21 protein-coding genes are annotated in these 21,638 nt (G+C 65.4%); 4 read left to right on the top strand and 17 right to left on the bottom strand.

What is annotated here, in order from left to right:
- Positions 1-104 precede the first annotated feature (104 nt).
- The 14 genes from AC50YM_RS17540 to AC50YM_RS17475 form a co-directional block, all read right to left on the bottom strand.
- Positions 105-1,514 (bottom strand): MBL fold metallo-hydrolase, encoded by a 1,410-nt coding sequence (locus AC50YM_RS17540; protein ID WP_494958223.1) that lies wholly within the window; start codon positions 1,512-1,514, stop codon positions 105-107.
- A gap of 184 nt (positions 1,515-1,698) precedes the next feature.
- Positions 1,699-1,995, bottom strand: a complete 297-nt coding sequence (locus AC50YM_RS17535; protein WP_494958222.1) for a rhodanese-like domain-containing protein — start codon at positions 1,993-1,995, stop codon at positions 1,699-1,701.
- 28 nt (positions 1,996-2,023) lie between these two features.
- The gene (locus AC50YM_RS17530) at positions 2,024-2,935 is read right to left on the bottom strand and encodes a sulfite exporter TauE/SafE family protein (protein ID WP_494958221.1); all 912 of its coding nucleotides are present in this window, start codon (positions 2,933-2,935) and stop codon (positions 2,024-2,026) included.
- A complete protein-coding gene (locus AC50YM_RS17525) occupies positions 2,932-3,579 on the bottom strand; it encodes a rhodanese-like domain-containing protein (protein WP_494958220.1) in 648 nt (215 codons plus the stop codon). The genes AC50YM_RS17530 and AC50YM_RS17525 overlap by 4 nt, the downstream gene beginning before the upstream one ends.
- Positions 3,580-3,999: 420 nt before the next feature.
- Positions 4,000-5,487, bottom strand: a complete 1,488-nt coding sequence (locus tag AC50YM_RS17520; RefSeq protein WP_494958219.1) for a protein adenylyltransferase SelO — start codon at positions 5,485-5,487, stop codon at positions 4,000-4,002.
- Positions 5,488-5,562: 75 nt separating this feature from the next.
- Entirely contained in the window at positions 5,563-5,871 is a 309-nt protein-coding gene (locus AC50YM_RS17515; protein ID WP_494958218.1) for a hypothetical protein, read from the bottom strand.
- Positions 5,872-5,991: 120 nt separating this feature from the next.
- Positions 5,992-6,372, bottom strand: a complete 381-nt coding sequence (locus tag AC50YM_RS17510) for a VOC family protein (RefSeq protein WP_494896522.1) — start codon at positions 6,370-6,372, stop codon at positions 5,992-5,994.
- A gap of 267 nt (positions 6,373-6,639) precedes the next feature.
- A complete protein-coding gene (locus tag AC50YM_RS17505; protein ID WP_494958227.1) occupies positions 6,640-7,911 on the bottom strand; it encodes an MFS transporter in 1,272 nt (423 codons plus the stop codon).
- Positions 7,912-8,015: 104 nt separating this feature from the next.
- Positions 8,016-8,720: a DUF1905 domain-containing protein gene (locus tag AC50YM_RS17500; protein WP_494958217.1), complete on the bottom strand. Its 705-nt coding sequence runs from the start codon at positions 8,718-8,720 to the stop codon at positions 8,016-8,018.
- Between the two features lie 80 nt (positions 8,721-8,800).
- Positions 8,801-9,235: an SRPBCC family protein gene (locus AC50YM_RS17495; protein WP_494958216.1), complete on the bottom strand. Its 435-nt coding sequence runs from the start codon at positions 9,233-9,235 to the stop codon at positions 8,801-8,803.
- 101 nt (positions 9,236-9,336) lie between these two features.
- Positions 9,337-9,810: an SRPBCC family protein gene (locus tag AC50YM_RS17490; protein ID WP_494958215.1), complete on the bottom strand. Its 474-nt coding sequence runs from the start codon at positions 9,808-9,810 to the stop codon at positions 9,337-9,339.
- Positions 9,810-10,787, bottom strand: a complete 978-nt coding sequence (locus AC50YM_RS17485; RefSeq protein WP_494958214.1) for a TIGR03086 family metal-binding protein — start codon at positions 10,785-10,787, stop codon at positions 9,810-9,812. Before AC50YM_RS17485 ends, AC50YM_RS17490 begins: the two co-directional genes overlap by 1 nt.
- Positions 10,787-11,104 (bottom strand): ArsR/SmtB family transcription factor, encoded by a 318-nt coding sequence (locus AC50YM_RS17480; RefSeq protein ID WP_494958213.1) that lies wholly within the window; start codon positions 11,102-11,104, stop codon positions 10,787-10,789. The genes AC50YM_RS17485 and AC50YM_RS17480 overlap by 1 nt, the downstream gene beginning before the upstream one ends.
- 86 nt (positions 11,105-11,190) lie before the next feature.
- Positions 11,191-11,772: a ferritin gene (locus tag AC50YM_RS17475; protein ID WP_494958212.1), complete on the bottom strand. Its 582-nt coding sequence runs from the start codon at positions 11,770-11,772 to the stop codon at positions 11,191-11,193.
- Between the two features lie 268 nt (positions 11,773-12,040).
- Between AC50YM_RS17475 and AC50YM_RS17470 the strand changes: the two genes are divergently transcribed.
- Entirely contained in the window at positions 12,041-12,451 is a 411-nt protein-coding gene (locus tag AC50YM_RS17470; RefSeq protein WP_494958211.1) for a nuclear transport factor 2 family protein, read from the top strand.
- A gap of 31 nt (positions 12,452-12,482) precedes the next feature.
- On the top strand, positions 12,483-13,583 hold the full coding sequence (locus tag AC50YM_RS17465; protein ID WP_494958210.1) for a serine hydrolase domain-containing protein: 1,101 nt from the start codon (positions 12,483-12,485) through the stop codon (positions 13,581-13,583).
- Between the two features lie 30 nt (positions 13,584-13,613).
- On the opposite strand, the gene AC50YM_RS17460 is transcribed toward AC50YM_RS17465, so the two are convergent.
- Positions 13,614-14,777, bottom strand: a complete 1,164-nt coding sequence (locus tag AC50YM_RS17460) for a benzoate/H(+) symporter BenE family transporter (RefSeq protein WP_494958209.1) — start codon at positions 14,775-14,777, stop codon at positions 13,614-13,616.
- A 407-nt stretch (positions 14,778-15,184) separates the two neighbouring features.
- Positions 15,185-15,883 carry a maleylpyruvate isomerase family mycothiol-dependent enzyme gene (locus AC50YM_RS17455; RefSeq protein WP_494958208.1) on the bottom strand — a complete coding sequence of 233 codons (699 nt, stop codon included), beginning with the start codon at positions 15,881-15,883 and terminating at the stop codon, positions 15,185-15,187.
- A gap of 343 nt (positions 15,884-16,226) precedes the next feature.
- Here AC50YM_RS17455 and AC50YM_RS17450 point away from each other — a divergent pair, with 343 nt between their 5' ends.
- Both AC50YM_RS17450 and AC50YM_RS17445 read left to right on the top strand, forming a co-directional pair.
- Positions 16,227-17,618, top strand: coding sequence for an MFS transporter (locus AC50YM_RS17450; RefSeq protein WP_494958207.1), 1,392 nt, complete (start codon positions 16,227-16,229; stop codon positions 17,616-17,618).
- A gap of 225 nt (positions 17,619-17,843) precedes the next feature.
- Entirely contained in the window at positions 17,844-18,776 is a 933-nt protein-coding gene (locus AC50YM_RS17445; RefSeq protein WP_494958206.1) for a LysR family transcriptional regulator, read from the top strand.
- On the opposite strand, the gene AC50YM_RS17440 is transcribed toward AC50YM_RS17445, so the two are convergent.
- On the bottom strand, positions 18,766-21,597 hold the full coding sequence (locus tag AC50YM_RS17440) for an AAA family ATPase (RefSeq protein WP_494958205.1): 2,832 nt from the start codon (positions 21,595-21,597) through the stop codon (positions 18,766-18,768). The genes AC50YM_RS17445 and AC50YM_RS17440 overlap by 11 nt on opposite strands.
- Positions 21,598-21,638 lie beyond the last annotated feature (41 nt).

Genomic DNA, 21,638 nt, shown 5'->3' with positions numbered 1-21,638 from the left:
CTCCCCTCTCCCCCTCTTCTCGCGCCGCCCCATCCCCCCCGCCGCCCCCCCCCCCCCCCCCCCCCCCCCCCAGCGGTGCCAGTCAGATGTGGCGAGGCCGGGGACTAGTTGGCTGAAGCGGATTCCAGCGTGTACTGCCCTGCGGTCCAGGCGGCGTAGCTGCCGTCGAGTTCGACGACGTCGTAGCCCGCGCGGCGCAGCGCACTGGCGGCGACGGAGTTCCGGACTCCACTCTGGCAGTAGGACACGATGGTGCCTTCGGCGGGAAGTTCATCCAGGTGCCACATCACCCTGCCGCCGCTGAGCTGGTAGGAGCCCGGGATGTGCCCGGCGGCGTGTTCGGTGCGGTTGCGGACATCCAGCACCATCGCCGCGTCGAAGTCTGCCAGATCGGCGGGCTGGATCAGCTTGGGGGTCGACAGGGGCAGGCCGTCGAGGCTCGAGACATACCCGGCCACGTTGTCGATGCCGACGCGGATGAGGTGGTCCCACATGTCCTGGGCCTGCTCCTGGTCTGCTGCCAGGAGCACCAGCGGATTCTTGTCCGTCTCGGGGTTCACGACCCAGGCGCCGAAGCTGGCGACGGATTTTCCCGCCGGAACGTTCAGTGAACGCGTCACGGTGCCCTGGTGGACCTGGTCGTTGGGACGGGTGTCGATGAACGTCACCGTGTCCGCGGCGAGATCCTTCGCGACAGCGGCGAGGTCCAGTTGCTGCAGGGGGGCGCGCCCGCCCATTACCGCAGGGCCTTCCCGGTTCTCGCGCTTCATCCGGCCGAAGTACGCGTGCGCATCGGGCTGGCCGTCGAGGAGTTCATCGACGAACCCCTGTTCGTCGTTGGCCGCGAGGTAGGGTGCCCACCACGCGTAGAGCCGCTCGTAGCCGACCGTGGAGGACGGTATGGCGCCCAGGGCCTTGCCGCAGGCACTGCCGGCGCCGTGCGCCGGATGGACCTGGACATAGTCCGGCAGCGTCAGGAACTTATCGCGCAGGCTGGCAAAGAGCTGCTTCGCCCCTACGAAACGGGTATCGATCCCGCCGGCCGCTTCATCCAGCAGGTCCGGCCGGCCCAGGTCCCCGGAGAAGACGAAGTCTCCGGAGAGCAGGTAGCCGGGGTGGTCGCTGAACGCGCCGTCTGTTACCAGGAAGGACAGGTGCTCCGGGGTGTGGCCCGGGGTGTGCAGTGCCTGGATGCTGATGTTGCCCAGGATGATCTTGTCGCCGTCGAGCAGCCGTTCGCCGGCGAACCCGTACTGCCAGTCCGGTCCGCCTTCGCCCGAAACGTAGATCTTCGCGCCGGTGGCGGCGGCCAGTTCGCGGGTACCGGAAAGGTAGTCGGCGTGGATGTGGGTCTCGGTGACAGCCACGATTTTCATGCCGTTCTTTGCGGCCAGGGCCTGGTAGACCGCGATGTCACGGCGGCCGTCCACTACGACTGCTTCGCCCTTGGCCTGGCAGCCAATCAAATAGCTCGCCTGGGCAAGGTCCTCGTCATAAATGCGTTCCAGAAGCATGTGCTCTCCTTCGTAAAGAGGTGCGGGTCTCCCCGCCGACTACTAACAACAATAATACCCCGGGGGGTATCTTGCAAGGTGACGGATGCCGGTGTCCCGGCGATTCAACAGGGTTCCAGGATGGAGTCAACGGCGTCATGTTGGTTCAGGTGACGCCTTGTCAATGCTGGGGAGGAAGGCCGGGTCAGCCGGTCGGCAGGCCCGCCCGGGTCCAGGCGATCATGCCGCCGTCCATCGTGTCGGCAGTGAAGCCGGCAGCGTTGAGGGCATCCGCCACCCGGGCGCTACGGCTGCCGCTGCGGCAGATGGCAATGACCGGAACCTTCGGGTCGAGCTCGGACAGCCGGCCCTGCAACTCGCCCATCGGGATGTGGATCGCGCCGGGAATCATGCCTTCGGCGACTTCGAAGTCCTCGCGGACGTCCAGGACCTGCGCCCGGCTCCGGCGCTGATCCGCTTCGGTGATGCTGATTTCTGCCATGGTGGTGCCTTTCGGTTCAGGGCGTGTGTCAGACCGGGAGGGTCTGGATGTCGCGTTCGCGGGTGGTGCGGTTGGACTTGCGGAGCGGGCAGGTGCTGACGAAGAACCAGCAGATCGCCGCCGCAACGAGCGCGGCCCCGGCGACACCGAGGGCGATTGGTCCGCGCAGGTCCACCGGGGCCTGCTGAATGAGGACGAAGGCACCCATGACCAGCACGAACCAGCCGAAGCCCTTGCGGAGGGCTGTTTCCGGAATCCGCCCGGCGAGCTTGGAGCCGATCAGCGTTCCCACGATGGCGGCTGCGGTAACGGACAGCGTGATCCCCCAGTCCAGTTCAACGGTGGTCAGGTAACCGGCCAGGCCGGCGAAGGACTTCATCGCGATCACCACGAGGGAGGTACCGACGGCGATGGTCATCGGCAGGCCGCCGAGCAGCGCGAGGGCCGGGACCACCAGGAATCCGCCGCCGGCGCCGACCAGACCGGTGACCAGACCGACGACGAGGCCGTCGAGCAGAACGCGGAAGAGCGGCAGTTCGGTGTGCCTGGGCGCAGCGGTGCCCGCTTCAGCCTTCTTCCTGCGCCCCCGGATCATGGCGATCGAAGTTGCGACCATCATCAGGGCAAACGCGACGAGGAGGATCTGCCCGGGGATGTGCCCGCCCAGCAGGCCGCCCACGAAGGCGCCGACCATGCCGGCGGCGCCGAACAACAGGCCGGTGCGCCACATAACGCGACCGGCGCGGGCGTGGCTGAAGACACTGACCGCCGAGGTTACGCCGACTACGAACAGTGAAGCGGCTATGGCATCCTTCGCTTCGAATCCGGCCACGTAGACCAGGATCGGCACCGTCAGGATGGATCCGCCGCCGCCGAGCACGCCGAGCGACAGGCCGATGAGAACGGACAGGGCGAGAACGAGGATCAGGGTAGCGGTCATGAGGCTGTGGCCGCCGGGGTCAGGGAGTCCACGAGGGGGAACTGCAGGATGGCGGACTCGCGGGTCGGCTCCTGGGCAGCCTGGTTCCAGGGCATGGCAGAGATTGCCTGGCCCATGGCACACGTGTTGGTAGCGGCTGAAAAGGTCAGGCCCGCTCCGATGGCGCCGGCGAGGAGCCGGACCTTCGGCGAGACAAACCTGCCTCCGGCGAGACCCAGCACCACGAGGGAGCCGGCGGCGAGCCGGACCTGGCGCTCCAGGTCCCAGCGGGCCTTGCCGCGGATCACCTCTCCGCCTGCCGCTGCGAACGCGGGGGCGCCGCCGGTCAGGACGTAGGCGGCACCGATACCTGCCCCGCCCAGCCGCTGCCGTGCCTGCTCGGCGCGCGCACCCGACTGGCAGACGAGCACAACGCGGCTGCCCAGGCGGGCCGCCAATTCCTCGGTGTGCTCGGCGAGCAGCGGCAGCGGGACGTTGTAGGAGCCGCGGATGTGCATGCTTTCGAATTCGGCGGCCGAGCGGACGTCAAGCACGATGAGGTCCTGGTGCTCCTGGAACCAGCTGCGGAGCGTTTCCGGGGCCAGGGCGGTGACTGCCTGCGGAGTGGGAGCGGGCTGAGTGGAGGAGGAGGAAGGGGACGTCATGGGTGTCCTTTCGAGAGGTTCAAACAAAACATGAATACCCCACCGAGTATTACAGATACCCCCAGGGGTAGTCAAAATACCTATAGGGGTATATTTGACCTATCGAAAAACCAGGCGTTGGAGACATTAGGCGGCTGGATTTCGGCGGACCCGGCCACGGGGCCAACGGCTCGCAGCCCGCCGCGGACCGTCAGAGCGAAGGTCGAAGCGCTGGCGCGCCATCAGTCCCGGTCGTATCCGCCGTTTGCCAGCTGATGACGACGGCATCCCCGCCCAGAAACAGGATGAGAGCCGGCAGCAGCGGGAGGGCCCGGTGCGCGTGGAACCGCCGTCGATGCCTCCGGGGCCTCTCCGGGCCGGTGCTTCTTCAACCGAGTCAGGAAAAAACGCACGCTTGTCCCACGAAATGCGTGCGGGGAATCAGGTGCCGCAGAACGTCCGGTAGGTGCCGAACTCTTCCGGCGCGGCGTCGGCATAGCGTCCGAGTCCGGAGCGTTCGGTGAACGGGTCTGTCACTGCGCCCAGGAGACGTTGAAGCGGCCCCTGATCACCATCCGATGCGGCCTCGAGGGCCTCCTCCACCAGGTGGTTGCGCGGGACGTAGACAGGGTTGACCCGGTCCATCGCGTCGGCGTCCGGACCCATGGAGCTCCAGCGCCCTGCCCACGCATCAAAGGCTTCCGGGTCGGGAAACAGGCGCCGTACGGGTTCGCCGTGGCCGCGGGCGGCCGAGCCCAGGCGGCGGTAGAACGACGTGTGGTCAACTTTCCCTTCCTGGAGGAGCCGGAGCAGCTCGTCCACCAGGAGCGGGGTTTCCTCGTCGTCGAGCCCCGGGTGCAGACCAAGTTTTGCCTGCATGCCGTCCGACCATGCGGCGCTGTATTTGCGCCGGAAGTCGATGAGGGCCTCCTGCGCAAGGGCGACCGCCTGTTCCTGGTCGTCGTCGAAAAGGGGCAGGAGAGACTCTGCCAGGCGTGCAAGGTTCCATTCCGCCATGACCGGCTGGTTGCGGTAGGCGTAGCGTCCGGACTCGTCGATCGAGCTGTACACCGCTGCCGGGTCGAAATCGTCCAGGAAGGCGCAGGGCCCGTAGTCGATGGTTTCGCCGGAGATTGCCATGTTGTCGGTGTTCATGACTCCGTGAACGAACCCCACCAGCATCCACCGGGCCACCAGCGACGCCTGGGCGGCAACCACGTCCTGGAATAGCGCGAGATAGGGGCGTTCGGCACCCGCGGCGGCGGGATAGTGCCGGTTGATCGCATGGTCGGCGAGGCGGCGCAGGAGGTCGATCCCACCCGTGGCACGGGCGTACTGGAAACTGCCCACGCGCAGATGGCTGCCGGCGACCCGGGTGAGGACGGCGCCCGGCAGCATGGTTTCGCGTTGCACCGGCCGGCCCGTGGCAATGACGGCGAGGGACCGTGTGGTGGGAATGCCCATGGCGTGCATCGCTTCACTTACGATGTACTCGCGCAGCATCGGACCGACCGCCGCAAGGCCATCGCCGCCCCGGGCGAACGGGGTGCGCCCGGAGCCTTTGAGGTGGACATCGCGGAGGCGGCCTTCCGTGTCGGTGATTTCCCCCAGCAACAGCGCACGCCCGTCGCCGAGACGGGGGGCCAGCCAGCCGAACTGGTGGCCCGCATAGGCCTGCGCCACGGGGGTGGCGCCGGAGGGAACCAGGTTACCGATCAGCAGGCGTAAGCCCGCGGAACCCCGCAGGTAGACCGGGTCCAGGCCCAGCTCCGCGGCCAACGGCTCGTTGAGTACGAGAAGACACGGGTCCGGAGCCTCCTCCGCCTGCCAGGGAATGGCCATCTCCCCCAGATCGCGCGCGAACCGGCCGGCGAGCCGGCCGTCAAAGCGGCCATCAAGGGCGACGGTGGACGGGGCTTCGGCAGTCATACCTCAAGGTTACCGCCGGTCCCCCTGGCGGCCTGGCCGTGGTTCTTTTCGCCGGGCTGGCTGTCCGCACCCGGTTCAGGGCCTAGCGGCGGCCACCTCCTCGATGGCGACCGTTTCGATAATCCTGGTGGATGGCTCTCCGACCAGCGCCGGAGCGGTCACTCCGGTTTTCCACGTATCGTTCTGCAGCCGGCCGAGGAAGTCCACGGCGGCCTCCTGCGTATCGAAATCCATTTCGAGCATCACGTAGTCCTCCTGGTCGAGGGGACGCGAGATCCGATAGGACCGCACTCCGGAAGCTGCGCGGTCCAGCGGGTCGCTGTCGAAAGCTCTTCTCCACATGCTGAAGTCCCGGACCTGGTGTTCGATCTGCAGGGTAATCACAAGGCACTCCTGTCGACGGTACTGGAAGCCCAACTCTAGGCTGAATGGCCGCTCCGCGTAAGAGTGCGCCGCCTCCGCAGAGTCCCCCGCTGCAGGGGCGGCACCCTTAGTGGACGAGTGCTATTGGCCTTGGAAGAGATTAAGAATGTTGCCCTCCGTGTCCAGGAACCACGCAGCCTTGCCGACCGGTGTCGAAGCGATCCCGTTCTCAGTCTTCAGTCCAGGAAAGTCGTACTCCTCGAACACAACACCGCGGCCCCGCAGGTCCTTAACCTCGGCCTCAAGGTCGTCCGTTGCCCAGCCCATCTGGGTGTTTTTCGCTGTTCCTGCATTGTCGGTCTTATAGAGCAGGAAAGCCGTTCCCTTGCCACAGCGGTACATCAGGTTCTCTTCGTCCATGGCGTCCGCGGGTTCGAGTCCCAGCACGTCACGATAGAAACTGCGTGCCCGGTCAATGTCCTTCGCGGGGAGGACTGCGATGATTTCGAGATCCTTCAGCATGACTCATTCCTCCATCTTGATCAGCGTTGTTCAGGTTCGTGGAAGTCACCCCAGCTGCCATCCACTGCCAGTGACGTCCGCCGCGATCTTGGCGAACCCGGCCACGTCGTGTGCACCCGGGCTCAACACCCGGGTCGGCTGATTGCCAGCACCGGCCGTGGACACCACAGATCTCCCTCTAACAGGTGCTGATGCGCATAATCGTAGGCTTGGGGCAGAGAGAGTCAAGACCGAGTCGATGCCGCCCTGTTGAGCCCGTTTTCGCGGCTATGACGGCCGCGGCTCTTTGTCCGCCCTGCCGGAGTCGCTGGCCTGATCGGCCGGTGGGCGCTGCTGCCGGCTCGACAGCAGGAAAGGCACGGCCATCAACGCGATCACGCCTCCGACCGCCAGCGAGGCAGGGTACCCGTAGAGATCTGCTGACCGTCCCAGCAGCGGCTGCACCACCACGCCCCCGGTGTTCCCCATGAGTGAATCGAAGCTCAGTACCGTGGCCCGCTGCTTGGAGGCGATCATGTCGTTGAGGTAGGCCTGCCGCACCGGCGTGCCTGCTGAGGAGACGAGAGCCCAAAGCGCCAGCAGCACCAAGGCTACCCAGAACACCTTGGTGAACCCGAGCACCACCAGGATCAGGGAGCCAATGATGCTGCCCAGAATCAACACCGTGGTGCGCTTGCGGACCAGTCTCCGGATGCGTGGCGCCATCCAGCCGCCGAGGACCTGGGCTCCCGCCACGAGTGCCGCCGCCAGTCCCGCCACGGAGTACGCGTGGGGATCGCCAAAGAGCTCAAGCAGGTACGGCTGGAGGGCGTAGAACACGTAGATCCCGACGCCGTAACTGAACGGCGCGGCCAGCATCACGTATCGAACCGGCGGGTTCTTCAATCCGCCGTCGATCGAGGCCGACAGTACGGCGCGGGTCGCCTGGAACGGACCGGCTGAGCGGTCCGGGGTGAAACCGACATCGCGCATGAGCCAAAAGGCCACGACAAACATCAGCGCCAACACTCCCACGCGGAGCAGGAAGGGCACGCCCAGGTTGGTGGCCTGCGCGATGACACCGCCGGCCACCGAGCCGACCAGCATCGCAACACCCGACACCATCAGGCCCCGGCCGAGCACGGCCTCAAGCCCGCCTTCATACCCCGAGAAGCGCAACGCGTCGACGAGCCAGGCCTCAACCGCGCCGGAGAAGAACGTGAAGCCCAGACCCAGCAGCACCGACACCACCGCCCACCACCAGAAGGGCGCGGAAAGCTGCCAGAGCACGTAGTAGAGGTAGGTCGACGCGGCCAGGGTCGTGGTGCCCAGCAGGAAGGAAACGCGGCGGCCCCAACCATCGGCGACCACCCCGGTCGGCACCTCAAACAGGACCATTCCGGCTGTGAAGAAGGCGTTCGCGGCGAAAGCCTCCAGGTTGCTGAGTCCAGCGTCCAGCAGGAAAAGAGTGTTGATCCCCCAGATGAACGACGCCGCCAGCGTATTGCCCAACGTCAGCGTGAGATAGATGAGTTGGATTTTCCGGGCGGCGGCGTTCATCTGGTTGCCGTCCGCGCCAACGCGAGGCGAGAGCACGAGCCCATTCTCGTCCGCTGCTGTTGTCCATACCAGTGCGGATCGGACAGGAGGCCGCGCGGGGCCGGTCAGCCGCCTCCGGCCAGCTCGAGGTGAACGGTAACTTGGTCGCCTGCTGTGATGCCTGCGGCAATTCTGATGGCCTTCTTGACGGGAAGCAGATAGGCACCGCTCGCGCTGTCCGGGAACAGTGACGTGGACCAGCTCTGCCCGGCAGTTCCGGCGGTGACTTTGACAGAGCCAAAGCCCCGGCGCAGGACCACCGCGTCGTCCCGGATCTCCGCTGCGACGTCCGCCGGAACGGTGAGGAAGTGCCATCCGGCTTCACCCGGATAGAGCCACAGCCTGGCCGTGAAGGTATACCTCAGCACCATGGTCCGATTATGGCAGGATCGGCCTATACAGGGTGGTCTTCCCCGCGCTGGCCCCGGTAGTGCCGAGGGCCAGGCGTGGTCCCGGATCCAGCTTTCGATCACTGCCCTGAGCGCCGGCTTTTTTGCCTCAAAATCACTGTCGTCGGCAAATCTCGCCACCCGGGAGACCTCGCCTTCGCCTTCCAGCAGACCGAGCTCATCCGCGAGGGAGGCACCCTGATGGAACATCAGAGTGACATTCTTCTTGGATCGGGGAAAAAACGACGCAACGGTCCCCTTGTACATGAACGTCGGAGCCTGCCATTTAATGCTTCCGGTCACCCCGGGATCCATGTCCAGGATCCATGTCCAGGATGAAGTCCCTGATTCCCGCAACGAGCTCCCGTTGCGGGTTCTCATAGTGCTTCAGCCAGACGTCAACCTCCGGATTGCGATTGTTCACAGCGTCAGTTCTCCCCTGCGTCCCGGTCGGCGCAGCCCTAGTCTTGCTCGATGACCGTTTTCAGATCCTGAAGCTGGCTGACCTCGGCCTGCATCGTCTTGTTGATGAGCCCGTCGAGGACTTTCATCAGGCCGGAGGGCTTGAGGTCCAGGATGAACCGGACAGTGGTGCGGCCCCCGGCTTCGGTCAGCAAGTACTGACCTTCCGGACGTGCCGGGCCGGCAATGACCTCGAATGCCAGGGCGCGGCCGGGATCCGCGGTGGTGATCCGGTAGTCGCCTTGGATGGACCTTCCGCGGGGACCGGTCAGGGTCTGCCCGTACACGGCGCCGGTCTCGCCGGGTGCGCCGCTTTTGAGCGCAATGCTTTGGACGCTCCGGCGCCACGCCGGGTTGTTCAGCCCGTCCGCCAGGAAAGCGTAGACCTCAGCAGCGGGGCGGTCGATGGTGATTTCGTTTTCGGCGTGTGCCATTCAATTCCTCTCGGGCGGCCCGCGGTCAGACCTGTTGGAAGACTACAGCGCACCCGGGCCGAATTTCTCGAGGTGGCTGATCCCGTGCGCACCAGCGCCCGTCAGGTGGCTTCCAGCAGCCGTTTCAGCCGGGTGAGATCCTTTCGCATTGCCCGGCGCATCATCGGGGCCATGACGAGGTTTACGACGGCGGAGAATCCAGCTGGCTGGCCGGTGTTACGAAGCGCCATGCGCGTGGACGATCCGCCGGCGTCCGCCCAGGTGTACGTTGTCTGCATCGGGAATGGGCCCTGGGCGGTTCGCATCACCAGCTTCAAACCCGGGTCCAGTTCCGTGAATTCGTACACGTAGTCCAGGTTGCGCCCCAGGAACCGGGCCCGGAAGGCCACACGGGAGCCGACAGCCAGGGTCGGCCGGGATTCCCAGCGGGCTTCCTTGATGTTGGTGTACCACTCGGGGACGTTGTTCGGGTCCCCGGCGTAGCCCGCCACCACCTCGCGCGGCCGCTGGATAACAATCTCCGCTACTACATCAACAGTGGGCTTGCCCCTCCCTCGCCGGCTTCCGGCACGCATCAGAAGCTGGCTACTTCGCGGCCGGTGAACGCGATGAGACGCTCCATGCTCGCAGCGGATTCGTCGACGAACGCTTCCTCAGCGAAGCTGGTGCCCCGCATCTGCGGGCTAATGGTGTTCCGCGCGAGGTCAAGCACGTAACCGGAGAGCACCGGCGACACTGTGAGCTCCTGGCCTGTGGCCTTGGCAAAATCCCAGGCATGGACCAGTAGCTCCAGGTTCAGGATGTTAGCGACCAGCGTCGCCGGGAGTTCGGCGAATCCCATGTCCAGGTTCCCTTCCAGGCCGCGGATGCGGAAAGCTTCCAGCGTGATCTGGGCGGCGTCGGCGATTCGGACTTCCGGGGGCGCCGTCGGATGGGCAGGAACAGTCGCGCCCAGCGCCTTTCCAATAGATGCAATCGACCCGAAGAGGTGCTCCAGCAGATCGTGAACGGTGAATTCCGCGCACGGTGTGCGGGCATCCATGTCCGTATCCTTGATTTGCCATAGAACTCCTTGGGCCACGGCGAGGGCGGCTTCGGCGCTGGCAAGTTCATCGATGGGTTCCGGAGCCGCCGACCAATCGTCGGAGCCAGCATTGCCTCTCGTGGCCAGCAGGACGAGCCGGTCCAGGAAGTGGTTCCAGCCCTCCGCATGGCTAATTTCCTGCTCCCCCGTCAGCCCCTCGTGGATCAGCTGCACCGTGGTGCCGCCGTCGACCGCTTCCAGATGCAGTGTGACGGTGGAGGCGCCCGGCGGCAACTGGCCGTCCCCTTCCCAGCCCCATGTGTAGGCAACACGTTTTCCCGGCTCGATTTCCGTAAAGGTTCCCATCGCCGAATGCCCGGGCGTGATGGTCCAGCGGTAGTCCCCGCCGACGCGAAGGTCCACCCTCGCCGCGACGGCCTGCCAACGTCGGAGCCTCTCCGGCTCCGTGATGAGCGCAAAGGCGGTGTCCGGATCAACCGGGAGGAAAACAGTTTTATTGAATGTCATCAGATTCCTTGCGACGTTGGTGGGTGGAGCCTGCCGGCGTCAGCCACCAGCAAATCGAGTTCAATGGTCCAGAACGAGTCAAATTGTTCACGCAGCCGGACCATCCCTGCAGCGTCCAGACTGTAATACCTGTTCCTGCCGTCCTTACGGGCAGAGACAAGTCCCACTTCGGATAGCAGCAACAGATGCTGGGAGATCGCAGAACGGCTGACCGGGAAGTGCCCGGACAGCTCCGACACGGACTTCTCCCCGGCCGCCAGGAGCCGCAGCAGCGCCCGCCTGTTCGGCTCCGTTGCAACTTCCAGAAGATCAGGCACCGTTGATACGTTAGCGTTCGCTAACGTATTGCACAAGTGATGTCGCTGCTGACAGGCCAGGAGTTCGGGGGTTGGCTGGCCTGAAGCTAGAGCGAACCGCCCGCAACTTCGGGGGTGCCCGGGTCCTCAAAGGGTCCGCCGCCGCCGTGACTGTGATGTCCGCCGCACCCTCCCCCGTGCTGGCCGGCGTCACCGACCCGTTCGCGGGCCAGGAAAGTCTCAACGTCGAACAGGTTGTCGGCCCGGCGGGCGACGTTAAGCAGGGTGGACATCGACGCCACCTCCTCGACCTGCTCCTTAAGGAACCAGAGCATGAATTGTTCACCCAGCGGGTCGTTTTCCGCCCGTGCCGCGGCGAAGAGTTCCTTGATGCGGTCCGTGACCTCCAACTCCTGGGCAAGGGCCAGGACCAGCGGCTCCTCCGCCGAACTGAAGTCGTTGCGGACCGGGTCGATCCCGGGGATGGTGACCCTGATTCCACGGTCCAGGATGTACCGGACCATCATCATGGCGTGGTTCCGTTCTTCCAGGGATTGGCGGTAGAAATGCCTGGCAAGCTGGGGAAGGTCCTGCCCGTCGAACCAGGCGGCGATGGCGATGTACTGCTGGGACGCTGCGAACTCGTTAGCGACCTGGCGGGTCAGCAGTTCGTTGAATTGTGGGCTCATGGTGTTCTCCTCAAGACGGGGTCAAGGGTGCTGACCTGTGGCATTAGTGACCGGCGGGGGTCGGGACTGCCGGAGGGCCTCTAACGAGAGTCCTCCGCCTTCGATCTCCCCGTCAAGGTCTTCCCTCGCTGCTCCCAATTGGACGGGGATCGGCCGGGCAGGACCCGCGGGGTCTGGAGACCGGGGATGGATAGGCGTAGATTTGCGCAAGATCGGAGCACCCCGCCCGGCCCTGCCCGCGGAGTGCATGCACGGCAGGGGACAAAAGATGAGCGAAGTGATGGACCGGCTCGTGGCAGCGTTTAATGCCCATGATCTGGAAGCTGCCGCGGCGCTGTTCCACGAGGACTACCGCAGTGAACAGCCCGCGCATCCGGCCAGGGCCTTCACCGGCCGGGCGCAAATGCGCGCGAACTGGGCAGCGATGTTCGCCGGTATTCCTGACTTCCATGCCGAGTCGATCAGTTCGGTCGACGACGGCGACACAACCTGGAGCGAATGGTCCTGGACCGGCAACCGCACCGACGGGAAGCCGTTCCATGTCCGGGGTGTGACACTCTTCGAGATCGAGGACGGCCTGATAGTAGCCGGCAGACTCTACCTGGACGAGGTCGAGCGAGAAGGGGGCGGCATCGAGGATGCGGTGGAGGCCCGGTCGGGCCGGCGGCCCGTCAGATAACGGAAAGTTCACGGACGGCAGCACTCCTCAAGTGCCGGCCGAAAGCATCGCGGCGGGGACACCGCCGCCCGGCATGACGGCGGCCGTGATGAGGATGATGAGCCGCGGCGGCGTCCCGGGCCTGTCCATGGCCGTGGTGAACCGCGAAAGGGTACTCCTGGCCGCGGGCTACGGTCTCTCCGACCGGGCAGCGAACACGCCCGCAACGGCGTCGACGTCGTACCTCTGGTTCTCGATGTCCAAGATCGTGACCGCGACGGCGGCGATCCGGCTCGTGGACGAGGGACGCCTGGACCTGAAGGCCCCGGTCCGCGACTACCTCGACTACCTGCCGGCCGGGACGACGGCGCCGAGCGTGGGCCAGTTGCTCAACCACACCGCCGGATTCGGCAACCCGCTTCCGATTCGCTGGGTGCATGCGGCCGACGCGGAGGCCCCGGACCCAGTGGCCCTGCTCCGCCGGCTGACGGGCAAGCGGCACGCCTTCCGCTACCCGGCCGGGCAGAGCGCCCGGTACTCCAACGTCGGCTACCTCGCCGCCGGACAGGTCATTGCAACCGCGGCCGGAATGCCGTTCGAGGGCTACCTCCAGCGGTCCATCCTGCAGCCTGTGGGCATGCATCACACCGGGTTCCACTATCAGGCGGACGCGGAGAGGGCGACCGGCTACGTCAAGGCGCCCCGAATTCTGGACCCGCTGCTGCGCGGCGTGCTGCCCGCAGGGATCGCCGGGGACCGCCAAGGGCCGTACCTGTCGCTGAACCCCTTCTATGTGGACGGTCCCGCCTACGGCGGCCTGGTGGGCGATGTTTGGGACGCGGGCAGATTCCTTCGGATGCATCTTCGCGACGGCGAGATCGATGGAACCCGGATTCTGTCCCCTGGGTCCGCCCGCCGCATGCGCACCATTGACCAGGCGGGCAAGCCGTTCGACCACGGAACCGGCTGGTTTCGCCGGCCCACCAAAGCCCTGGATGCGTGGGTGGAGCATTTCGGCGCCGGCGCGGGCTTCTGGAACGCTATGCGCCTCTACCCCGACCGCAGCCTCGGCATGGTCGTCATGAGCAACAGCACCGGCGCGTACGACTTCGAACCGCTCTTCGCGCTCCTGGCAGCCGCGTCCTGGCCCTAACCAGGCCCGCAACCCTCCGTCCCAGGGTGGTCAGACCGTGGGCCTGCTTCGCCCCAGCAGATAGACGCCGAGGCCCGCCAGGCATCCCCAAAACGGGGACACGATTCCCCACGGGGCAATGCCGGACGCGGTCACTGCCAGCGTGACCAGAGCGGACTCCTGGACTGCAGGGCGCCCCTCAGCGCCCACGGCCACATCCCGGACGGCTCCCTGGAGCGCGCCGAGCAGTGCCACCCCCGCCAGGGCGGTCAGCATGGGCGCAGGGATGACCGCGAACAAGGCCACCACGGCCGTGCTGAAGGTGCCGAAGATCAGGTAAAAAACTCCGCAGGCCAGACCGGCGACGTACCGCCGACGGGAATCCTCGTGGGCTTCAGGCCCGGCGCAAATGCCCGCCGTAATGGCGGCAAGGTTGATGGCGTGGCTCCCGAACGGGGCAAAGATCACCGAAGCGACGCCGGCTCCGCCCAGGAGCAGCCTGTCGTTTGGCAGGTATCCACTGCTGTGCATCATCGCCAGCCCCGGTCCGTTCTGGCCCGCCGTCGTGACGATCAGCAGTGGCACGGCAATTCCCATCACCGCCGAAAAACTGAAAGTCGGTGCTGTCCACAAGGGACCGTTCATCGCAAGTGACAGCTGCGGGGTGGAAATTTCGCCAGCCAGGATCGCCAGCAGCGCACCGGCGAACAGCGCCACAACAACCGCGTAGCGGGGAACAAACCGCTTCCCGGCGAAGTACGCCAGGACCAGCCCGCCCGCCACCAGGGGCGAGGAAACGACGGCGCCGGCCGCGTTGAGCACGAACGGCAACAGCACTCCCGCCAGCACGCCAGCGAGGATCGGCCTGGGCACAACTGACAGCAGCCGGCCGAAGAGCCCGGTAACCCCGAGCACGGTGCCCAGGACGCCGGCAACCAGGTACGCACCAATGGCATCGGAATAGGAATAGTTCCCCAGCGCGGTCAGGAGCAGCGCGGCTCCCGGCACCGACCAGGCAACCATCACCGGCTGCCTGGTGACCAGGCTGAGAACCGAGCAGACCACGCCGCTGGCAATCGAAATCGCCCAGACCCAGGATGTGGTCTGCCCGGAGCTGAGTCCCGCATTCTTGGCTGACTGCAGGACTACCAGCAGCGGACCCGAGTACGACACGACGACGGCGACCAGCCCGGCCATAACTGCGGACCCGGACATCGCGGCGCGAAGGTTCAGCGGCCCGGCCTCACGCGATGGCGGCGCGGGCGGGGTCCTCGACGCTAACGCCACGGGCCGCAGCCGGACCTGACGCGGGCATCCGTTGGGACAGCACAGGGCATGTGTTCTTCCTTCTCTGGATGTTTCCTTGAGCTGGCTGTGACCGCCGTCCGGCTCAGGCGCGGACTGCGTCCAGTCCGAAGTCGCAGGGGGCTTCGGCGTCGGGTGCAACTGTCCCGGCTATCGGGGCGCAGGACCAGCTCGCGCTTGACGGCCGATGCAATGCCCTCCGAGAGGTGCCGGTCGCCTTCAACGGAGCTGTGCTGTGAGCAGCCGGCAGCCGGGACCTGCAGGAGCACGTTCGCAGGGCGCCAAGCTCGGCACCCCGAGCTCTCGTGCTACTACTCTCACCAGGACGGCAGACTCGGCAGTGGCCCATCCGACTCCACGTTCTCTGCATCACCGCGGGCCAACCACTCAAGCATGCCCTCACGGTCGGAAGTGATGCGCAGGGCGCCGTCGCCGATGACCCACTCGTCCCGCTCCTCGGTCACCAGCGTCATGCCCGGGCAGGCTTTAGCGCGCATAGTGCGGACGGCGGCCTCCAAGGCGTCCAGCAACGAATCCGGGTCAGCCTCCTCGATCGTCCAGGCCGTGTTGAGATCGTGGTGGTGGACGACTATCTCGGCAATCCGAAGTCCAACAATAGAAGTCGCAGGGATCTGCTTGCCGTTCAGGAGCACTTCGCCGACCGCGAGATCCCCACCCAGCCGCTGTGCCTGCTCGGCGAAGAACTGGACAGAATCCCGCAGCCGGCCAACAAGTTCTTCACGGGTCAGAGCGGCGAGTGCAGAGATCTCCCGAGCGCGCGCCTCAGTCGACGCATACAGCTGTTGTTCCTGACCGGTGGCAGCCCAATCGACGAGCTTTACCAAGGCGCGGCCGTTGGAGGCGAGATGAGCAATCACGTCAGCCCTGGTCCACCCCTCACACATGGAAGGGGCGGTCAGTTCGTCATCCGACAAGGACTCAACAGTGGCCAGTAGCATCTCACTCTCCCGGCCGAGTCGGGATAGGTCTGAGTGCAAGCGTGTGGTGTTCATCATGTTCGTACTCTAACCAAACGCCATAGTTCAGGCCACCGGCACCGGGCACAGTCCCGGCTCCCATGTGTCGACGCCGGCCATCGGATTCCAAACAAGGGCGTCGCCGAGAGAGCGTTCCCCAACCGGCACCACGGGCGGACGGGCTTCCGTGCCAATTTTTACTCCAGGATCGCTCAAATCATGACTTTGATATGTGTTCAATATGAATAGCACCCCTGACTAAGTCCGGGCATTTGCCTTATATGACCCACATCACGCCTTTGTGAGAATGGAAGGCAACAAGGAGGGACCTAACGGCCCGACTCCGCCACGCACCATGTTCCGTTCAGAGAGGAACCCGGACATGACCAAAGCGAATACTGCCATCGCTGAAGACCCGCGCAAAGAGGCGCAAACTGCCAACTGGGTGGCATTCGTCATTTGCGCAGCCCTATTGTTCGACGGCTACGATCTCGTTGTGTACGGCACGGCCCTGCCCGGCCTGTTGGCGGACCCGAGCCAAATCGGTGCCTTCGATTTGGCCACAGCCGGCGTCCTCGGTTCCTGGGCCCTCATCGGGGTGCTGGTCGGATCCCTGCTGTGCGGCGCGGTCGGGGACTTCTTCGGCCGCCGCAGGCTCCTGCTCCTGGGCATCGCGTGGTTCTCGGTCGGGATGTTCGTCACGGCGCTGACCACTAGCGTCTTAGCTTTCGGCGCGATGCGCTTCATAACCGGTCTCGGGCTTGGAGTGGTTATAGCCACCGCCGGCGCCACCATGGCGGAGTTTGCGCCGCACGGACGGCGTCAGTTTTACAATGCGATCGTCTACTCCGGCATTCCTGCCGGCGGTGTGTTCGCCTCGGTCATGGGCATCCTGTTCCTGAATAATATTGGCTGGCGCGGGCTGTTCATGATCGGCGCCGTGCCCCTCGTCCTCCTTGTACCCATCGCGTGGTTCAAGCTCCCCGAGTCTCCGCGATGGCTGCTGTCCCGCGGCCGCGAGCAGGAGGCTCAAACCGCTTCCCAGCGCACTGGCGTTCCGCTTATCGAGGAACGGATCATTCAAGAGGTGGGCGCCGCACCGCAAAAGGCAGGTTTCGCCGCGGTGTTCTCCCGGCAGTTCGCCTTGGCATCCATTTTGCTCGGCCTGATGTCGTTCTGTGGCCTACTGCTGACTTACGGCCTGAACACATGGTTACCGAAGATCATGGAGGGGTACGGCTACGGGCGTACATACTCCCTGTTCTTCCCCCTGGCGCTGAACCTGGGTGCCGTCGCGGGCGGGCTGCTGCTGTCGCGCGTCGCTGACAAGGGCGGCCCCCAGCGGGTCATCGCCTCCACCTTTGTACTCGCGACCATCAGCCTGGTACTGATGACCTTCAGCTTCCCGCTCCCCTTGCTGTTCACCTTTATCGCCGTTGCCGGCGTAGGAACTCTGGGCACCCAGGTTTTGATTTATGGTTTCCAGTCCAATTACTACACCACCAATGCCCGGGCCGCCGGCGTGGCATGGTGCGCCAGCGTAGGGCGCTTCGGTGGGATTCTAGGACCTATCATCGGTGGCTGGTTGGCTGCCGCCGGCATCGGCGGGGCCACGGCGTTTTACCTCTATGGTGGCGTAGCCCTCGTCGGCGCAGCCGTGACCGTCCTGGTCCCTCATCAGCGGAAGCTGGAGGAAGCCGAGCACAAGGTGGAGGAAATCGCCGACCATCGTTCCGCGGACGGCCTGACCGTTTCTTCCACGCTCCACCCCTAAGCCGGACAGCACCCGTTCCAGCCCGCGGGTATCGCCGCGGTTACGCGTCCTAAAAGCAGGCCACAGCAAAAGCCCGATGATCGGGAATCTCTGGAGTGAGTAAGCTTCGGAGGTTCCCGATCATTCGCTGAACTGTACTAGTGGAGCGCATTGGGATTATCCTGCATATAAATGAGTCAGATATCCAGGGAACTACACGCTCCGACCCGAAAGACCGCTTAGACGATGGAGATTCGCCAGCTCAAGTACTTTATCGCCGTGGCGGAGGAGCGTCACTTCGGCCGCGCAGCGACTCGCTTACACATGGCGCAGCCACCTCTTTCGCAGCAGATCCGCCAGTTGGAGGAGCAGTTGGGCGTGCAATTACTTAACCGCACCACCCGCCGGGTAGACCTCACGGCCGCCGGTGAGGAGCTGTTGAGCCGGGGACGGCAGATAGTCAATGCGGTGGAGACGCTTCAAGCCGATGTGTACCAGGTCGGTCAGGGCGCCGCTGGCGTTTTGCGCGTTGGCTTTTCCGGCTCGTCCACTTACGGGGTCATGCCCCCTATCGTCCGCCGGGTCAAGCAGCTACTGCCCGGGATCTCCCTGGCTCTGCGCGGCGAGATGCTAACGCCAGCCATGGAAGCTGGTCTGCGGGAGGGCACGCTGGACGCAGCGTTGCTGCGCCCGCCCGTCGCAGCCCAGGAAATCGATTATCGTATCGTGGCGCGTGAGCCACTGGTCGTGGCGGTGCCCTCCTTCAGTCCCCTGGCGGCGGGTCGGCCTGTCGGCATGCACGAACTGCAGGATCAGGACTTCATCGCTTATCCCCCGGAATCTGTGCTGTACCGCACCACTGCAGACATGTGTCGCCGTGCCGGCTTCCGGCCCCGCATCGCTCAGGTAATTGGCGAGACGTCCACCCTGCTCTCCTTCGTGGCCACCGGCGGTGGGATAGCCATCGTCCCTGACAGTGTGCGCGCCCTCCAGCTTGAGGGCGTGGTTTACTGCGCTATCGAAGACGCCGCCGAGGTGGAGTTAGCCGTCGCGTGGCGGCGCGATGACCGCTCCGCGCTCCTGCACAACTTCCTCGATGTGGTGGGGACGTCAACCATGGGAACCGCCCCCGCTAACCGTAAGGCGCTGCCAGGGTGGACCGGCCCCGTCACTCCGTAGCCCGGAAACGGGCGGCAAGTTCGCTTCGTGAGCGGACCCCTAACTTGCCGTAGACGCGTGTCAAGTGGTACTGCACGGTCTTCTCTGCCAGGAAGAGTGCACGGGCTGCCTCCTTGTTGGTAGCCCCGGCGGCAACCAGCTCGGATACTGCCTGCTCTTGAGGGGTGAGCTGGACCTGTGAGCGGGCAGCAGCAGAAAGCACGGGGTCAGCGGGGTCGGGCACGTGGCCTGCCTCCAGACCAGTCGCCTTGAGTTCCCGGTCGCACCGGTCCACATAGGTGACCGCGCCCAGAGACTCGTAGAGATCCCGTGCGGCGCGCAGCACCGAGGACGCCAGGCGCTTTTTGCCCGCGCGTCGCATGCTTTGCCCAAACGCGAAACTCACCCTGGCTCGCAGGTACGGCCTGTTCAGTCCCGCCAGATGCCTCAGGGAGGCCTCGAAGTGCTCCCGGGCAGTATCGGGATCACCTTGGGCGGCCACCAGACGGCCCCTGGCCCATGCCATCCGAGCAAGGTCGGAAGGTATGGGCCGCTCTCGCCGCAACTGTTCAAACGACGTCAGGAATGCATCCGCCTTGTCAAGCTGGTCGGTCATTACGAGGGCGTTGACGTAGGAGTCCTGCCAAGGCCAGAAGGACACCCGGTCTTCCGTCCACGGGTCCAGAGCCGTCAACGGCTGAAGCACATCCAAAGCGCTCTCATAGTCCGCACGAGCCTCATGGAACCGCGCACGGGCCAGACTGGCCGGAACCTGCATGGCCCGGTACGTCCCCGGCTGCACCGCAGCCTGGGAGACGTAGTACCTCGCCCTGTCCCAGTCCCCCCGCATAGACCACAGTTCAGCGGCGGTCCAGTACAGCAACGGGCGGATCAGCGGCATCCGCGAGGTCTCAAGGCGTACAGAAGCGCGGGCGACGGTGGCGGCGGCCGCGTCCCAGTTACCGAGCACCAGGTGGGTGCGGGCCAGCCAGGCCTCGGCCCACAGGGAGATCCGCAGCGAACCGCCCCGGTAGTCGGTAGGAGCCGCGGCTTCAAAGTTCACGAGTGCTGACTCGGCGTCGTCGAGTCGTAAGGCCAGCCAGCCGGCACCCATCTGCACGCGCTGCTTCTGGGCGTTCTCCGCGGCGTGCTCAAAGGCCCGATGGTAAGACGACTCGGCCTCCCCCAACCGCCCCTGCGCAAACAGGCCCAGCCCGTAGATCGCCTCCGATTCAATGTGTGCGGGCGTCCCGGGCTCTGTCAGGGACATCGCCCGTTCAGCCCAGCCGGTGATAAGCGGACCGTCCCAGGAGGCCACCCCATGCAGAACCAGGCGCTGCGCCACCTGCGCGGCGGCCGCGGGGTCCCGGTCCGGACTGCTTGTGCGCCAGGCCATCTCCAGCAGGGACCCTGCGCTGTCTTTTTGCCCCGACGCCGTGGAGAGATAGCCCAGCACGGACGAGCGCAATGGGGAGGGCGGCATCGCGTCGACGGCCGCCGTCCACGTCTGCGCCTGAGCAATGTTCCCGGAGCCCACGAGGGCATCCACCCCCCGAAGGAGCCGGTCGTTGCGGGAGCGAATGTGGGAGGAGAGCCGGGACGCGGAGAACAGCGCCGTAGAAACATCCTGCCAGGCCCCAACCTGGGCCTGTCGGCGGGCGAACTCCTCAAGTTCAGCCGCCAGCCCCTCGTCTGCGCCCGGGGTGGCCGAGACGCGGTGTCCCAGACGCTCGCCTTCGAGCTGGACGACATCTGCAGCCCGGCGATGCAGGGCAATGCGCCGGCTGGGTACGACCTGCTCGTAGACCGCCTCAGCCGTACCTGGCTCCAGGAACGCTGCCACGGAACGGGCCTGCTCCACTGACAGGCCCATCAGTCCCGCCCGGTGTCCCTCGTCGAAGGCCTCCATCACGGACGCCACTTCACTGACGTGGGATACCTCCGTTAGACCAGCGGAGCGCCCAAGCACTGATACTGCCTCCGCTACCGCGATCAGCCCGGGCGACGCAGCGTTGAGGAGACTACGGACCCGGGAACGCACCCGGGGGCTCGCAGGAAGGGACGGAAACCATGCATGCCAGGTTTCCGCGGGAAGCTCGCCAAGCAGCTCCACGATGTGCTGGGGCATTCCTCCCGTGTGCCGCAACAGTCCGTGGGCTGCCGTCGTATCCAGTTCGATGCCGAATGAGCGCCGAGCGAGGTCTTGGATTTCTTGGGGCGAAAGCGGTTTCAGCGGTACGCGAACCACCTGGTGACCGGTGAGGAAATCGAGTACTCCTGTCGGTACCAGCGGAGCCTGCGTCGCGTCGAGAGTGACCACGAACAGGACCCGCTTGCCCTGCAGCCGTCGCATGACGAAAACGAGAACGTGGAGGCTCTCAGCGTCGAGGTGCTGAATGTCATCAACGGCAACAACCACGGCGCCGTGCAACTGCAGCGCCTCAAGGTGCGCGCTAAGGGTTGACGCGTACTTGAGGACCTGGGCAGGGGTCAAGTCCGCCCCGGGGACTGGGGACGGCCCCGCATCGCGGATGCCAACCTTGGCCGAGCGCAACGGCGCGGAGAGCATGAGCTGGGAGTAACCGGCGAGTGCGAATTGCGCTTCCCACTCGTCCCCTGTTGCGGAGAGCACCCGCACTCCACGAGTAATCGAATGGCAATGGTTCAGAAACTGATCGAGCACAGCTGTTTTTCCAGAACCAGGCGGGCCGCTGAGCACCACGGTGCGCACGTTCCCCTTACGCACCGTGCGGAGGGTTTCCTGCAGTCTCTCGAAAACTTCGGCCCGGCCGAAGAGAGGCGACTCCTCCCCAGTGCCGCTGTGATAAAGGCCCGCCGTCATGGTTGCAAGTCTATCCGTGCGGGCTCCGCTGCCGCGCCGCC

This window comes from Pseudarthrobacter sp. RHLT1-30-1 (assembly GCF_059383415.1).
Note: the sequence above shows the minus strand (reverse complement) of the source record. Positions and strands in the feature narration are given on the sequence as shown.

What these genes read in the sequence shown, in the direction of transcription:
- AC50YM_RS17450 (WP_494958207.1), top strand. Translation starts at nt 16,227, where the DNA reads ATGACCAAAGCGAATACTGCCATCGCTGAAGACCCGCGCAAAGAGGCG.
- AC50YM_RS17525 (WP_494958220.1), bottom strand. Translation starts at nt 3,579, where the DNA reads ATGACGTCCCCTTCCTCCTCCTCCACTCAGCCCGCTCCCACTCCGCAG.
- AC50YM_RS17505 (WP_494958227.1), bottom strand. Translation starts at nt 7,911, where the DNA reads ATGAACGCCGCCGCCCGGAAAATCCAACTCATCTATCTCACGCTGACG.
- AC50YM_RS17470 (WP_494958211.1), top strand. Translation starts at nt 12,041, where the DNA reads ATGAGCGAAGTGATGGACCGGCTCGTGGCAGCGTTTAATGCCCATGAT.
- AC50YM_RS17520 (WP_494958219.1), bottom strand. Translation starts at nt 5,487, where the DNA reads ATGACTGCCGAAGCCCCGTCCACCGTCGCCCTTGATGGCCGCTTTGAC.
- AC50YM_RS17490 (WP_494958215.1), bottom strand. Translation starts at nt 9,810, where the DNA reads ATGCGTGCCGGAAGCCGGCGAGGGAGGGGCAAGCCCACTGTTGATGTA.
- AC50YM_RS17445 (WP_494958206.1), top strand. Translation starts at nt 17,844, where the DNA reads ATGGAGATTCGCCAGCTCAAGTACTTTATCGCCGTGGCGGAGGAGCGT.
- AC50YM_RS17495 (WP_494958216.1), bottom strand. Translation starts at nt 9,235, where the DNA reads ATGGCACACGCCGAAAACGAAATCACCATCGACCGCCCCGCTGCTGAG.
- AC50YM_RS17440 (WP_494958205.1), bottom strand. Translation starts at nt 21,597, where the DNA reads ATGACGGCGGGCCTTTATCACAGCGGCACTGGGGAGGAGTCGCCTCTC.
- AC50YM_RS17535 (WP_494958222.1), bottom strand. Translation starts at nt 1,995, where the DNA reads ATGGCAGAAATCAGCATCACCGAAGCGGATCAGCGCCGGAGCCGGGCG.
- AC50YM_RS17460 (WP_494958209.1), bottom strand. Translation starts at nt 14,777, where the DNA reads ATGTCCGGGTCCGCAGTTATGGCCGGGCTGGTCGCCGTCGTCGTGTCG.
- AC50YM_RS17530 (WP_494958221.1), bottom strand. Translation starts at nt 2,935, where the DNA reads ATGACCGCTACCCTGATCCTCGTTCTCGCCCTGTCCGTTCTCATCGGC.
- AC50YM_RS17510 (WP_494896522.1), bottom strand. Translation starts at nt 6,372, where the DNA reads ATGCTGAAGGATCTCGAAATCATCGCAGTCCTCCCCGCGAAGGACATT.
- AC50YM_RS17485 (WP_494958214.1), bottom strand. Translation starts at nt 10,787, where the DNA reads ATGACATTCAATAAAACTGTTTTCCTCCCGGTTGATCCGGACACCGCC.
- AC50YM_RS17540 (WP_494958223.1), bottom strand. Translation starts at nt 1,514, where the DNA reads ATGCTTCTGGAACGCATTTATGACGAGGACCTTGCCCAGGCGAGCTAT.
- AC50YM_RS17455 (WP_494958208.1), bottom strand. Translation starts at nt 15,883, where the DNA reads ATGATGAACACCACACGCTTGCACTCAGACCTATCCCGACTCGGCCGG.
- AC50YM_RS17475 (WP_494958212.1), bottom strand. Translation starts at nt 11,772, where the DNA reads ATGAGCCCACAATTCAACGAACTGCTGACCCGCCAGGTCGCTAACGAG.
- AC50YM_RS17500 (WP_494958217.1), bottom strand. Translation starts at nt 8,720, where the DNA reads ATGAGAACCCGCAACGGGAGCTCGTTGCGGGAATCAGGGACTTCATCC.